This is a genomic window from Parageobacillus caldoxylosilyticus NBRC 107762, assembly GCF_000632715.1.
Classification (GTDB): Bacteria; Bacillota; Bacilli; order Bacillales; family Anoxybacillaceae; genus Saccharococcus; species Saccharococcus caldoxylosilyticus.
Map to the genome: position 1 here is coordinate 23,188 of NZ_BAWO01000058.1, position 14,048 is coordinate 37,235.

Below are 14,048 nucleotides of genomic sequence, written 5' to 3' on the forward strand. Positions count from 1 at the left end.
AAGAGTTTGAAAATAAAATTCGCATGTTCCATTTCATATGTATACGTGGCGGATTTTTTTGTTAACGTTCGAATGGATTGGCCGTCTTGCCTTTCCATCCCATCACCGCAAACCGATTCGCATAGTTACCAGCTTCGTTGCGGAACGTTGAAGTGGCCCATCGCTCACTTTGTGTTTGTCACAACGATTTTTTGGCAGGATATTGCGCGGGGATGACAAGCAAATAAAAAAGACTCGCCTAAGCGAGCCTTTTGTTAATCCGCAAATAAATCGGACGATAAATAACGCTCTCCCGAATCCGGCGCCATACAAAGGACACGCGCCCCTTTTGGAAGCTGTTTGGCCACTTTGACGGCATAATAGGCGCTGGCCGCAGCAGAAGCGCCGACAAGAATTCCTTCTTCGGCCGCCAGCCGGCGCGCCATCATTTGAGCGTCTTCATCTTTAATAAGAAAAATATCGTCATAAATATTGCGGTTTAAAATTTTCGGAATAAACCCCGGACCTGTACCCGGGATTTTATGTGGTCCTGGCTTTCCGCCCGACAATACAGGGGAACCATATGGCTCTACGACATAAATGCGCAAATTTGGGATATGCTTTTTCAATTCTTCTCCGGTGCCAGTCACGGTTCCACCCGTACCGGCAGTAAGCACAAACGCATCTAACTTGCCATCAAATGCTTCCAAAATTTCTTGTGCGGTGCTATGGCGATGTGCATCCGGATTCGCCGGATTTTCAAACTGCATCGGGATGAAGCTGTCTGGAATTTGCGCGGCAAGCCGGTTCGCCTCATCAATCGCTCCTTGCATCCGTTTTTCCGCCGGCGTTAAATGGACCTCTGCTCCGTATGCTTTTAAAATTTTCACCCGTTCGACCGTCGCGTTATCCGGCATCGTGATAATGCAGCGATAGCCGCGGGCTGCACAAACCATTGCCAAGCCGATGCCGGTGTTTCCAGAAGTTGGTTCGATAATTGTGCTTTTCCCCGGAGTAATCTTTCCTTCTTGTTCTGCGCGCCGAATCATTTCGAACGCTGCCCGGTCTTTTACGCTTCCTCCCGGGTTAAACGATTCTAGTTTCATATACACATCTGCACCATGTGGATCAGGAATCCGGTTTAATTTTACAATTGGTGTATTGCCGATTAAGTCTAAAACAGAGTTGTATAGTTTCATCATAAGTCCCCAACCTTTATTAAAATTATTCTCATATGATTATAGGACTTTTTTTATTTTCTTTCAATAATCGCTACTCCGTGTATATCGGAAGCTGAATCACCACTTCCATTCCTTTCCCTTCTTCACTGAAAAACGACATTGTGCCATCGTGAAGGGAAACAATTTGTTTGACAATCGCCAAACCTAATCCCGTACCGCCTTCTTTTCTCGTACGTGCCTGATCAACGCGGAAAAAGCGTTGTCCAAGAAATGGCACCTTTTCTTTTGGAACTCCTTTTCCTGAATCACGAATGATAAGCTGACAACTCGTCGCATTTACTTTTCTCAATTGTATATCGATCTTTCCAGCGGTTGGGGTATAACGAACGGCATTATCTAAAAGGTTTTGCACGACCTGTTCAAGCCGGTCGGCATCTCCTTCCAAAATAATATCGTGATCTAATTCCACATGAAGTGCAATTTGTTTTTTTTGTAAAAACGGTTCGTATTTTACGGCCGTATCTTCAATCACTTGCGCAAATACAAGCGGTGTTTTTTGCAGTGGCACACTATTTCCTTCTAATTGGGCCAAATCAAGCAAATCACGGACAAGACGCTCCATTCGGCCCGCTTCCCGATGAATCAGCTGCACATACTTTCTTTCCTCTTCCTTCGTCTTCACTAATCCTTGCAATACCGCTTCGCTATATCCTTTCACATAGCTTAATGGCGTCCGCAATTCATGAGAAACGTTTGCCAAAAACTCGCGCTTTCGCATATCTTCTTCCGCAATTGCTTTCGCCATGACATTGAACGCTTTCGCCAGTCTGCCTATTTCATCGTTCGTCCGCACCGGAATTTGCGCTTCATAGTTTCCTTGCGACATATGATAAGCAACTTCTTCCATCTCCTTTAGCGGACCGGTTATATGGCGAACAAACCGCTTTCCAGCGAAAAGAAGAACAAAGACAAACAGCACCGCGAGCGGAAGCCAAATCATTGCGACATCTTTCGTTAATTCTTGAATGCTTGCGAGCGGAATATAAAGGTAAATCACCCCTTGCAGGCGACGGCCATCTAAAAGCGGGATCATCACTCCCATAATTTTGCGGTGAAATCGCTTTTCGTAGCCGATTTTCGTCACTGTTTCACCGTTCAGCAGCTTCGCGCGATCCTTGCCGCTAATCAACGATTGATAGTTAATGTCAAACGGCAGGCAAGCGCTTAATTCGCGTGGGTTATTCACTAACATCACTTTAGCAGTTGATTTTTTATCATACCATTCAATTTGTTTGCGGAACGTTTCGCTAACCGCACCGCCGTGATAATCGGATGCCAGCGATTTTCCCTCTTGGAGCAGCGTCTGTTCTACTTTATCCACATATAGTTTTTGGTAAAAATAATCTAATAAAAAAGAGGAAAACGATACGGTCAAAATAACGCCAAGGCTAATCACCAACCATATTTTTTGCTCCAATGTCAATGTGTTTTGTCGCATTCACGACACCTCAAATTTATATCCAATTCCCCAGACTGTATGAATGAAATCGCTTGCCTGCTTTAGCTTCATACGCAGCGTTTTAATATGGGTATCGACCGTTCGTGCATTTCCCGTATAATCATATCCCCATACTTTTGCGAGCAGCTCTTCGCGACTAAACACTTGTCCGCGATGTTTCGCCAAAAATAAAAGCAAATCGAATTCCTTTAAAGTGAGAATCACCGGCTCCCCGTCTACCGTTACTTTTCTTCCTCTTTCATCAATCATAAGCGAGCCGAATGAAAGGCCGCTATTGCCGGCGTGATAAACACGGCGCATCACCGCTTCAATACGGGCGATCAATTCTCCCGGACTAAACGGCTTCACAATATAATCGTCGCCGCCAAGCTTCAAGCCTCTTACTTTATCCCATTCTTCTCCCCTTGCGGTTAAAAACAAAATAGGAACATCCGATTGCTGGCGAATTCGTTCGCATAAGGTAAAGCCATCCATTTTCGGCATCATAACGTCAATTAAAACGGCATCTACTTTCGCATCTTCCAAAACTTCCAGCGCCCGGTCGCCATCTTCGGCTTCCAGACAAGAAAAGCCAGCGTTTTCTAAATACATCCTGACTAAAAAACGCATATCTTCTTCATCATCTACAATTAATACCGTTTTCTTTTCCACCATCATTCTCCTTCCGCCATCAACAATTGAAACGGACCTTTTCCTGTTTTCCAACGGTCGATGACTTTCATCGTACGCCCATCCACAACATATATTTCATTGCTATCATAACTAGCAATATACAGCCGTTCGTTTGCCCCAATCATGGCAAACGGATTCGCCCCTACGATTACAGATGATTCCAATTTCCCTGAAGCATCCCATTTCCATAGCGTACTTGAGCCGTGGCTTAAAACATAAATTCCTTCTTCTGTTTCCGCAAAGGCTACCGGCATCACGGGCGCTTTCACCGTTTTGCCCAACGCTCCTGTGCTAGCTGAGTAAATATGAATATTCGTTTCCACGGTGTTGCCGCTTCCGTGGCCTCCAATCCATAATTCCCCTTCTTTCTCACGTAACAAGCCGCCAACGGCAAATTTCGGAACAGAAAACGTCCGAACTACCCGCCGTTTGCCAACTTGGATGATATACGCTTTTTTGTTGCGAAAATCAATGACATACAGAAGCGTCCCTGCATCGTTTTGCAATAATGTCAGCGGCTTGTCGCCCACTGCAATTTTCCCAGCCTCCTGTCCATTTTCCTTAAAGATGCGGATGGCGTTTTGCCGCTCGTCTGCCAAAAACACGGCATCTCCTTTATCCGATACGAGCGCATGAACAATTCCTTTTCCCGTTTGCCATTCCTGTGTTGCCTTTCCGGTCTTGATATCATATAGGTAAACACGATCTAACTCATTGCCGTATAGCAACAATGTTCGCCGATCGCGAAGCAGCGCGGCGCCTTGAATCGGTTTCTTCACTTTCCATTCTGCCAGAGCCGCCCCTGTTTTCGCATCGAAAAATGCGACACTTTCATCGTTCACATTGACGCTGACTAATATTTGCGGCCGCTTTGGAACCGCCGGAAATGTTGTTTTTTCACATCCATACACCAAGAACAGTCCCAAAATAAGAAGAAATAGGCGCGCCTTCCTCACCCCGCCCCCTCCTTTCATCAACAAGTCCATTATAAATGAATATTGTGAAGGATTTGTGAAATATTGTTCACATTTAACGATCAATGAATTGAAGCCATTTTCCATCTATTCTACTTGTACATTCCCCTTTATAATAAAAAGTAAATTAATAAAAACGGGGTGACATCGTTTGACGTCCGCGGCGCAAAAATTAGTCGCGCATTTAGATGCGCACTTTTCCGACTTTCTTTCTTACTGGCAAAGTCATATGTATATCGCTGATAACGATAAATATATCGATCACGTCATGCATAACGGAATAGCCGTGTTTCAGCTCGTCAAAGACACACTGCTTCACTCCGCATCCAATCGGGAAAACATCGAGCAGCTTGCCTACAAAATCGCGAAAGAACGAGCAGAAACAAATATGAGCATCGGCGAATTTGTTTACAATACCAATCTCGGACGAAGATTAGTGATAAAGTATGCACTTCAGTCAACATTGTCGATCGAAGAATTGCTCCCGCTGATCGATGAAATCAATTGCGTGTTTGATCAATTTTTATTTTACGCCGTTACGAAATACAGCGAGCTAAAAGAAGCGGAATTGCGGGAAAAAAACTTGTTTATCACCCAATCCCATAAGGATCGCTTAACCTTGCTTGGGCAAATGTCATCGAGCTTCGTGCACGAATTTCGCAATCCGCTGACAGCTATTATCGGATTTATTCAATTATTAAAATTTGAACACCCGGGTTTGCCGTATCTTGATATTATTGACCATGAACTGCAGCAGCTTAAATTTCGCATTTCCCAATTTCTTCATGCTTCTAGAAAAGAAATAGTCGAAAGCGAAAAAGAAATCTTTTCGCTTTTGCAGCTATTCGAGGAAATTATTGAATTTCTATATGCAAGCATTGTCGACGGAGATGTGAAAATTTCGGTGTCCATTGACCCATCGATACATATATTTGCCTATAAAGATCAGCTTCGCCAAGTGTTCATCAACATTTTGTTAAATTCCATTGAAGCGGTGAAAGAAAAAGCCAAGCCCCGCTGCATCTATATCGACGCCTGCCGTCAGGACAAGTCCGTTTATATTAAAATCACCAACAACGGCCCGCCAATTCCGGAAGAATTGGTCCAAACGATTTTCGAACCGTTTTTTACAACGAAAAAATTAGGAACAGGGATTGGCCTTTACATTTGCAAAAAAATCATTGAAGATCACGGCGGGCAAATTACATGTACCTCTAATGAACAAATGACTTCTTTTTCCATCAGGCTGCCCGCATAAACAAGTTAGGAGCAGGGGCATACTTGAATAAAAAAGGTGAGAGCAATGTTCGAGTCATGGAAAAACTGGATGAAACAGACGACAAATGCGCTAATAGACCGGCTGCAGTGGGAGAAACATTCCTTTTCCGATATCGCCCAGCTGATCCGGGAGCATCCCGATACTTCGGTATCCGAAAAAACATGGCTTGGTCTAACGTATCGATTTTACTCCCTTCGTTTGGACAATGCCGTCTTAACAATGGAAACAAAGAAGACGAAAGGAAACGATGAACATATTTTATTTATATCTGTTTCTTCGTCTAACTCCGCTCCCATCGTTTACCGTTCTTACGACGAAAAAAGCGATCTTCACGAGACGATCGCAACTCCGCCGCTTACCAAAAAAACCGCACCCGTATCGCCGTAAGGTGCGGTTTTATTTTTTTATCCTATCCTTTTATACCGTGAAGCCACTCCTCGTAACATTCCGGACATAACGCTTCTTCACGTTCTTCGTCTGAAACATAAAACGATACATAATAAACTTGGTCATCGCATTCACATTGGCAATAAAAACACGTTTTGTCCATGCAGCTCCCTCCTCTATCCATTAGTGTGGACCGAGGAGGATATGTTTTTGCGAGTGAACTGCTCCCAATCGATTACGGATAGGTAAGGGAAAGTAAATAATTGATCACTGCTTCTTGTTCTTCTTTCGTAAATCCCGACTGTTGGTCAATCCAATAACGATGTCCATCACCGCTTACATGCACAGCACGGAGGTGTGGATCAGAAGCGTTCGCACGAATCACTTGTTGCCGCAGCGTTCGGTCCATCAACGCGCGAAGACTATTGCGCGCATCGGGCACAATCCCTTTTCCCAGCGTTTCGGCTAAACCGAGCTCCCCGTTTGGTCCGACCGCAACACCCCCATCATGGAGATAAGGAGCGCTCCAAGAAAGGCCGATTAAGCTAGGCACTTTATACCCCCCTGGAGAATCGCCATGTGCAAATGCTAAACGTATTTGTTCTTTATCTAGCTGTTCTGTCGGTACTTTTAATACTTTAGCGTTTTTTGGAATTGGAACAGGTGTATCCGGAGCATAGAAAACCGCTTCACCAAATACTTTTTCTGTTTTCTTTAATGCTTGTGCCCGCGATGGCTCGGTTCCGACAACCTTCGCCGAAACAACACGATGATTGGTTAAATATGCCCCCGCATGGCAGCGTATACATCCAGCTCTAACAAATACGCCACGCCCCCTTTCTATTTGCACTGCATTTATTTTTGCGCTTAGGGATGGCGGATTAATCGTGTTTTGCCAAGCAGCTACAGCATTATTTTGTTCATTAAATCGATATCCAGGTTCACTAACAACTAGCCCGTCCGGTGCAACGAGCGATACTTTCGGAAATTGCGGTGGAGCAACGAGTTTGTTGACACCGACAACACCAGGGGTCGGATCTACCTTTGCAAAAAACTCCGATGGTTTTTCGTTCACATTCGGCTTATAACGAAATTTTGGGCTAGCGGCATTTTGCAGTATCGTTCCAATATACACTTCTTTATCCACTCCAAATAACGCTTCGCTAATTTCCGATTGCGCAAGAGAATCAGCGTTTTGTGCGTGAACGTTATTGCTAAACGTAGAAAGCCCACGGAACGGTCCAGCTGCTGCGAACCCGCTCCATCCATATGGATGATCTCCTAATGTAAATGAATCCGGTATTTGCGACGGATTTGCTTTCATATCGATAGTAGAATCGAAATTCCCCCGCGGCCAGCTTGCGAAAATACGGTCTACCTCTTTTTCAAGCAATTGCGGATCAGGAAGCGATGATTTCCGCCCTTTTGAATCCACCACTACCCGATCAACAGAACGAATATAGTTTTTCAGTGATTTTATGTCCGCATGTGTAAAATAAGCGGCTGAATTGGTTGCTAATGCCATGAGCAATCCAGCATTTAAATCATTGTTAGGTGCTCCTTCCACCACTTTTTTCGTTTTCGGATCAACCGTCGCGTGACAAGCAGCGCAACTAATGCCAATGCGAAGTTTACCGTGATCCCAAACAACCGGCATCCCTAACGGCAACAAGGATCCTTTAGGGACATCAATGCCTGTGTCAATTTTTTCTCCTTTTTTATACGTCCGGTTACCAATGGTAATATCTTTTGCCAGCTCAACTTGTAAATTTGTCGTTCCCTTTCCTTTTAAAGCAATAATCGCCTTAGCGATATTCGTCATGGTTAACGGTCCATTCACAATACCCATAATATCCGTCAAAAACACCTCATTGCCAAATGTTTCTTTATAAAACACTTCGCGTCCTAATTGAAGGAGCTGTTTATCAACAGCAATAGCACCTTGTTTAGCAGAGACAGGCGTTTCTGTACCATCTGATAATTTTTTCACTTTTCCTGTTTCCGCGCTAATCCATTTTCCCCAAATATCTGTCCCCGTTTGATTATTCGCTTCATACTTCACTACATCGTCTTTCTCAGGTAAGAATGCATATTCGAAATTGGTATTGAGAAAAAATTCCCCACTAATTAACAACAAAAGGAAAATGATCATGATGATATATGTTTTGCGCATTCCTTTTTTCTCACCGTCCATCAAGAATATGCAACAGGCATAGTGTACCCCTTCCCATGAAAATTAACCATTTTACTACAAATGAAGCTCTCACCTACATTAGAGGCGGGAGTTTCTTACCCTCTCCATCGAAAAAGCTTCCGCGTAGAAGAAGGCGGTCTCCTTTCATTCGATGAATTCATCAGCAATCTTCCAGCAACATCGGCACAAAACCGATGGAGCAGTCCAATCCTTCTACTACTTCTTGCTTACGCAATATGTAGATATGTTCGTTTTTGGGAATCAAAAACCTTCCAATTCATCTCCCGCCTTTGCTCTGTATAGAGGAGGAAGACTTCTCGGAAAAATGTTAAAAACTTATAACATATGAAATTTTTAAAATTTTATTAAAATACCATAAAAAATTATTTAAAAAAAATATTTAATTTAATTTTTATGCCTATAATAGCGGATTTAATTTTGTTAAAAATTTAGAATTATATATTTATATATAATTTTGTTGACATATAAATATTTTGTAAATTAAAATAGACATAAAAAGACACGAAAAGACATAAAAAGACATTAAAGCCGGTAGTGTCATTATATCAGCAAGGAGGAAATATAATGAGTATAGTACCAGAAACACAGACGTTGCAAAATCAACCCACAAAAATGAAACACCCACCCGGGCTTTATTTACTATTCTTTACAGAGCTTTGGGAACGATTTAGCTACTATGGAATGAGAGCGATCCTTGTTCTTTATTTAACAACAGAACTTGTTAGCGGCGGATTAGGAATCAAACCAAGCGTCGCAATGACGATTTATGGATTTTTTACTGGTGCAGTTTATTTCACTCCGCTTGTTGGCGGTTATTTGTCTGACCGAGTTTTAGGAAGAAGATTGGCGATTACAATTGGCGGTATTACGATGGCGCTCGGTAACATCGTCCTGTTTGCCATCAACAATCAAACAGGGCTATACATCGGATTGCTTTTATTAATTATTGGTAATGGTTTCTTTAAACCGAATATTTCCACGCTTGTCGGGGAACTTTATGCTCCAAACGATAAACGAAAAGACGCAGCGTTCACCATTTTCTATATGGGAATTAACTTAGGGGCATTATTTTCACCACTCGTATGCGGATTTTTAGCGGAAGAATATTTCGCAACGAACATTAATGGCGTCATCCATTACGGATTTAAATACGGATTTTTAGCTGCTGCGATCGGTATGATCATTGGACAATTAATTTTCAATTTATTTGGAAATCGTTATTTAGGAGATATTGGTAAAAAACCTGTCGGCGCACCAGAGAAAACAAACAAGGAAACAAAAACAAAAGCTCCTTTAACAAAACAAGAAAAACAAAACGTTGCTGTTATTTTTATTTTAACGTGCTTCGTTATTTTCTTCTGGGCTGGATTTGAACAAGCTGGAAGTTCTTTAACACTATATACAGACAAATTTGTAGATAAATCGATCGGCGGCTGGACAATGCCTACTTCTTGGTTCCAATCACTAAACCCATTCTTTATCATCGTGTTGGCACCGATTGTTTCACAAATCTGGATTAAGCTTTCGAATTCAAAACGCGGTGACTTGCCAATTCCAGCAAAAATGGGTCTTGGTATGATTTTACTTGGTCTTGGATTTGCCGTATTAATTCCAGCTGTATTACAAACAGGAAGCGACGAACAACATATCGTCGAAAAAGCGAATTTATTATTCATCATTTTCACTTATTTCCTTCACACGCTCGGTGAGCTTTGCTTATCGCCAGTCGGATTGTCGATGGTAAGTAAACTTGCTCCTGTTCGCTTAGCATCGCTTCTCATGGGGGTATGGCTAGCAGGAACTGGTGTCGCACAATTGTTGGCTGGTCAATTAGCGGCATTTACCCAATCTCTAGGTTATTTAGAAATTTTCAGCTTAATTAGCGGCGTAACCATCGGACTAGGGCTGATTTTGCTATTGTTTACGAAAAAACTTGTGCGAATGATGAACTAAAAAAGCTGGATCCCGTTAATGGGACCAGCTTTTTTTACAATATTTCACATTTGAACGACGCCATTCAGCTTTACGAACAAATTAGCCAATATATGATTAACAAAGGGTATTACCATCTGGCAAACGTCCAAGAACAATTGCGCGTCGATATGCAGGCAGCGCAGCAGGCGCTACAAACAAGTAACGCACGCTAACTGCTTTCAATGGGATTCAACCATCAAGGGAAGAATCCCATTTTTTCATAATTTTTTTCTGTTGGTTCATCCTATAACTAGTGAGGTGACACACAGATGAATAAACGTGCTCTTTTTGCCATCGCCGCTGGAATGATCATCGTCTTTGCAATGATCATAGCAATGGTGACAACATATCGTCCGACAGTCCATCATGAAGAAACGAATCAGCTAAAGCCGAAACCAGCCCCTTATCAGGCAACCACTCCTCGTTCTCATCCGACTGTCGTAACATTGGACAGTTTGGCAATGGGGGAAAAAATCAAAAATCAGTTGAACCGTCATCCGAAAATTATAAAAATCGATCATAACGGCCACGACAAAAGCCATTATTTTAACCATGAAATCACGGTTCGGTTTCGAAAACTTCCTGCAGTACAAGAGATCAAACGAATAGAACGGGCAATCGACGGAAAATTGATCAATCAGTTTGATCACTTTTTCATCTTTCGATCTAACAGCAAAACATATCTTGAATTACATCAATATTTTGAATCCATCCCAACTGTTTCTTATAGCGAGCCAAACTATATTTATTTACAAAACGAAATTCCAAATGATTTATTATATTCGCGTTATCAATGGAATTTGCCGGCGATCGACACCGAAGCTGGCTGGATGTTATCACGCGGAAAAAAAGGCGTTACCATTGCCGTTATCGACAGCGGGGTCGATTTGGATCATCCAGATCTTGCCCGTCGCCTGCAAACGGGCTATAACGTTTTTACCGAGAACAATATTCCGGAAGATGAAAACGGCCACGGCACACACGTGGCAGGCATTATTGCGTCGCAGCCAAACAACCATGAAGGCGTTGCCGGCATCACGTGGTTCAATCCGATTATGCCTATTAAAGCGTTAAATGCAGATGGTTATGGCACCAGTTTTGACGTAGCAAAAGGAATCCGCTGGGCAGTCGATCATGGGGCAAAAGTGATCAATTTGAGCCTCGGCAATTATCAGCCTTCTACCGTATTGGAAGAAGCGATTCGTTATGCCTATGACCGCGATGTCGTGCTTGTTGCCGCTTCAGGAAACGACAGTACTTCTCAGCCAAGCTTTCCCGCCGCCTATCCGGAAGTGATCAGCGTCGGCGCAGTAAATCCAGATCTTTCCTTCGCCTCTTATTCCAATTACGGTAATTATTTGGATGTAGTCGCACCAGGGACCAATATTGCCAGCACGTTCTCGCATCATCGATACGCGGCGCTGTCTGGAACATCGATGGCCGCCCCCCACGTCACGGCATTAGCCGGTCTCATCCGTTCTTTAAATCCCCGCTTGTCGAACGATGAGGTGAAGCAAATTATTATCGACACCGCTACTGATCTTGGGAACAGCGGCAAAGATCCGTATTACGGATATGGTTTGATCAACGTCTATCGTGCGCTGGAATTAGCCAGCCGCTCGAGCTAGCCAGCTGGATGGAGATGGTTACATCACGTAATGTCTCCATCCTTTCGACTGTGTCAGCATCGTAGTCACCACCCCTACTACGGTGACGACAATGAGCGAATAAAGAAATGAAGTCGAATCAATGATAAAGCTGCCAATCGTAATAATCAGCGCATCCATCAGAAAAATAATAATTCCCACATTCCAATTGGTCATTCTCGCAATAAACTGCGCTAATAAATCCGTTCCCCCCGTACTTGTCTCTTCCCGCAACATCATACCGATTCCAAAGCCGACTAAAACGCCGCCAATGATAGAGCTAAGAATCGGATCGAGCACAATAGCGCCGCGGAGCACAGAAAATACATCAATCATCAACGAAGAAAACAATAAACCATGCAGGCTGTTATAAAAAAAACGGACGATAGTAAAACCAAGCTATAATATAAAGGGGAATGCTTAATAAAATGATGGTCAGCCCCGCTTTTACATGCCAAATGTATTTCACGATTAAACCGATTCCAATAATGCCCCCATCGAGTAAATGATGGGGAACTAAAAATACATTGATGCCGATAGCCAGAAAAATGCTGCCAATAATAGTGGCCATTATTTTTTTTAACATCGGAGATCACCCTATCGTTTTTCGGCTTGCTTACCAACAAACCGGCGCGCTAGAAAAACTTCGATACCGCTATTATATGGCAGCATCTATCAATACTTGTCTCTTATTTCTATTTTTTTGTTGCAATAATTGCCATAATATATTAATATATTAACATAATAGAATAAAACCGCTCATTCGACCATCGAAGTAGAGGTCGCAGCTTTTATGAGTACGGTAAACGAGACGCAGAGCACGTCAAAGACTTTGCCGGAAAGGAAAAGCTGCCGAAGCCTGAACATTGCTCTGAATGTTTGGGCTGGGGTTGTCGCCGAATAGGGGCAACACTGTCATGCGCGCACGAATGTGCACGCATGGAGCGCTATCTTCGTGGGAGAATTTGATGGATGCAGTTGCCAAACCATACTGCCGTCGAATCTCCTTCGACGGCTTTTTTATTTATAGGATCCAGAAGATTTTATTTTATAAGTAAAAGTTATGCATTCTCAGTTTATTAGCCTAATCCAAAAAGGAGTGGTTCAATGATGGCAACACCAGCAAAAACAACGGCTGGCTCTTTAACTGTTTCGCATTCGGAAAGCGGGCTAAGACGAAAATTAAAAACACGCCATTTAACAATGATCTCCCTTGGAGGCACCATCGGCACGGGACTATTTTTAGCCAGCGGCGGAGCAGTGCATGCCGCGGGACCGGGCGGAGCGCTTGCCGCCTATATCGCGATCGGCATTATGGTGTACTTTTTAATGACAAGCCTTGCCGAAATGGCTGCCTATATGCCCGTTTCCGGATCGTTCAGCACCTATGCGACGAAATTCGTCGACCCTGCGTTAGGATTTGCGTTGGGCTGGAATTATTGGTATAACTGGGCGATTACCATTGCGGCGGAGCTTTCCGCGGTGACGATGATTATGAAATTTTGGTTTCCGAACAGCCCATCGCTTTTATGGAGCGCGCTTTGTTTAGCGATTATGTTCTTATTAAATTATTTATCCGTTAAAGGGTTTGGCGAAGCGGAATATTGGTTTTCCATTATTAAAGTGGCAACGGTAATCATCTTTTTGATTGTCAGCTTTCTGATGATCTTTGGCATCATGGGCGGCGAAGCGGTCGGCTTTAAAAACTTTACCATCAAAGATGCACCGTTTCACGGCGGCTTTATGGCGATGCTAGGAATCTTTATGGCAGCGGGATTTTCCTTCCAAGGAACAGAATTGTTAGGCGTCGCCGCCGGAGAAACAGAAAATCCGAAAGAAAGCATTCCCCGTGCCATTCGCAGGGTGTTTTGGCGCATTTTGCTGTTTTACGTGCTGGCGATTTTGGCCATCGGTTTGTTAATCCCTTATACAGATGATAAGCTGGCTAATGACGACGTGTCGGTAAGTCCATTTACGCTTGTGTTTGACAAAGCAGGAATTGCCTTTGCCGCGTCCGTCATGAATGCAGTCATTTTAACCGCCGTATTATCCGCAGGCAACTCCGGCATGTACGCATCGACCCGCATGCTTTGGGACTTGGCCCGCGAAGGAAAGGCGCCGAAATTTTTAGCGAAATTGGATAAGCGCGGCGTGCCCGTCAATGCACTCATCGTTACTTCTTCTTTAGGAACGCTTGCGTTTTTAGCTTCATTCTTTGGCGA

Annotated in this window: 12 protein-coding genes, 1 pseudogene and 1 riboswitch; of the genes and pseudogenes, 6 read left to right on the top strand and 7 right to left on the bottom strand. The window is 43.3% G+C overall.

Annotated elements, in window-relative coordinates; all coding sequences use genetic code 11:
• Positions 1-254: 254 nt before the first annotated feature.
• The 4 genes from cysK to GCA01S_RS15315 form a co-directional block, all read right to left on the bottom strand.
• Entirely contained in the window at positions 255-1,178 is a 924-nt protein-coding gene (gene cysK, locus GCA01S_RS15300) for a cysteine synthase A (RefSeq protein WP_017437355.1), read from the bottom strand.
• Between the two features lie 73 nt (positions 1,179-1,251).
• Positions 1,252-2,658, bottom strand: a complete 1,407-nt coding sequence (locus GCA01S_RS15305) for a sensor histidine kinase (RefSeq protein WP_042411117.1) — start codon at positions 2,656-2,658, stop codon at positions 1,252-1,254.
• Positions 2,659-3,336 (bottom strand): response regulator transcription factor, encoded by a 678-nt coding sequence (locus GCA01S_RS15310; protein ID WP_042411118.1) that lies wholly within the window; start codon positions 3,334-3,336, stop codon positions 2,659-2,661.
• Positions 3,333-4,307 carry a YncE family protein gene (locus GCA01S_RS15315; RefSeq protein ID WP_042411119.1) on the bottom strand — a complete coding sequence of 325 codons (975 nt, stop codon included), beginning with the start codon at positions 4,305-4,307 and terminating at the stop codon, positions 3,333-3,335. The genes GCA01S_RS15310 and GCA01S_RS15315 overlap by 4 nt, the downstream gene beginning before the upstream one ends.
• 169 nt (positions 4,308-4,476) lie before the next feature.
• On the opposite strand from GCA01S_RS15315, the gene GCA01S_RS15320 reads away from it, so the two are divergent.
• A complete protein-coding gene (locus GCA01S_RS15320) occupies positions 4,477-5,583 on the top strand; it encodes a sensor histidine kinase (RefSeq protein WP_017437351.1) in 1,107 nt (368 codons plus the stop codon).
• Positions 5,584-5,628: 45 nt separating this feature from the next.
• Positions 5,629-5,991, top strand: coding sequence for a hypothetical protein (locus GCA01S_RS15325; RefSeq protein WP_017437350.1), 363 nt, complete (start codon positions 5,629-5,631; stop codon positions 5,989-5,991).
• 22 nt (positions 5,992-6,013) lie between these two features.
• On the opposite strand, the gene GCA01S_RS20585 is transcribed toward GCA01S_RS15325, so the two are convergent.
• Together GCA01S_RS20585 and GCA01S_RS15330 are read right to left on the bottom strand one after the other, a co-directional pair.
• Positions 6,014-6,154, bottom strand: a complete 141-nt coding sequence (locus GCA01S_RS20585) for a hypothetical protein (RefSeq protein ID WP_017437349.1) — start codon at positions 6,152-6,154, stop codon at positions 6,014-6,016.
• A gap of 72 nt (positions 6,155-6,226) precedes the next feature.
• On the bottom strand, positions 6,227-8,164 hold the full coding sequence (locus GCA01S_RS15330; RefSeq protein ID WP_042411127.1) for a hypothetical protein: 1,938 nt from the start codon (positions 8,162-8,164) through the stop codon (positions 6,227-6,229).
• Between the two features lie 606 nt (positions 8,165-8,770).
• On the opposite strand from GCA01S_RS15330, the gene GCA01S_RS15335 reads away from it, so the two are divergent.
• The 3 genes from GCA01S_RS15335 (at position 8,771) to GCA01S_RS15340 (ending at position 11,808) form a co-directional block, all read left to right on the top strand.
• Positions 8,771-10,159, top strand: coding sequence for a peptide MFS transporter (locus GCA01S_RS15335; RefSeq protein WP_017437347.1), 1,389 nt, complete (start codon positions 8,771-8,773; stop codon positions 10,157-10,159).
• A 50-nt stretch (positions 10,160-10,209) separates the two neighbouring features.
• Complete coding sequence (locus GCA01S_RS19540) at positions 10,210-10,353, top strand: hypothetical protein (protein WP_255212294.1); 144 nt, start codon at positions 10,210-10,212, stop codon at positions 10,351-10,353.
• Between the two features lie 96 nt (positions 10,354-10,449).
• The gene (locus GCA01S_RS15340) at positions 10,450-11,808 is read left to right on the top strand and encodes a S8 family peptidase (protein ID WP_042411120.1); all 1,359 of its coding nucleotides are present in this window, start codon (positions 10,450-10,452) and stop codon (positions 11,806-11,808) included.
• Positions 11,809-11,826: 18 nt separating this feature from the next.
• Here the strand turns inward: GCA01S_RS15340 and GCA01S_RS15345 are convergent.
• Positions 11,827-12,412, bottom strand: a pseudogene (locus GCA01S_RS15345) (YitT family protein).
• A 182-nt stretch (positions 12,413-12,594) separates the two neighbouring features.
• Positions 12,595-12,784, top strand: a riboswitch (Lysine riboswitch).
• Between the two features lie 152 nt (positions 12,785-12,936).
• Here GCA01S_RS15345 and GCA01S_RS15350 point away from each other — a divergent pair.
• The coding region (locus GCA01S_RS15350) for an amino acid permease (protein ID WP_042411122.1) at positions 12,937-14,048 on the top strand (1,112 nt) is incomplete at its 3' end.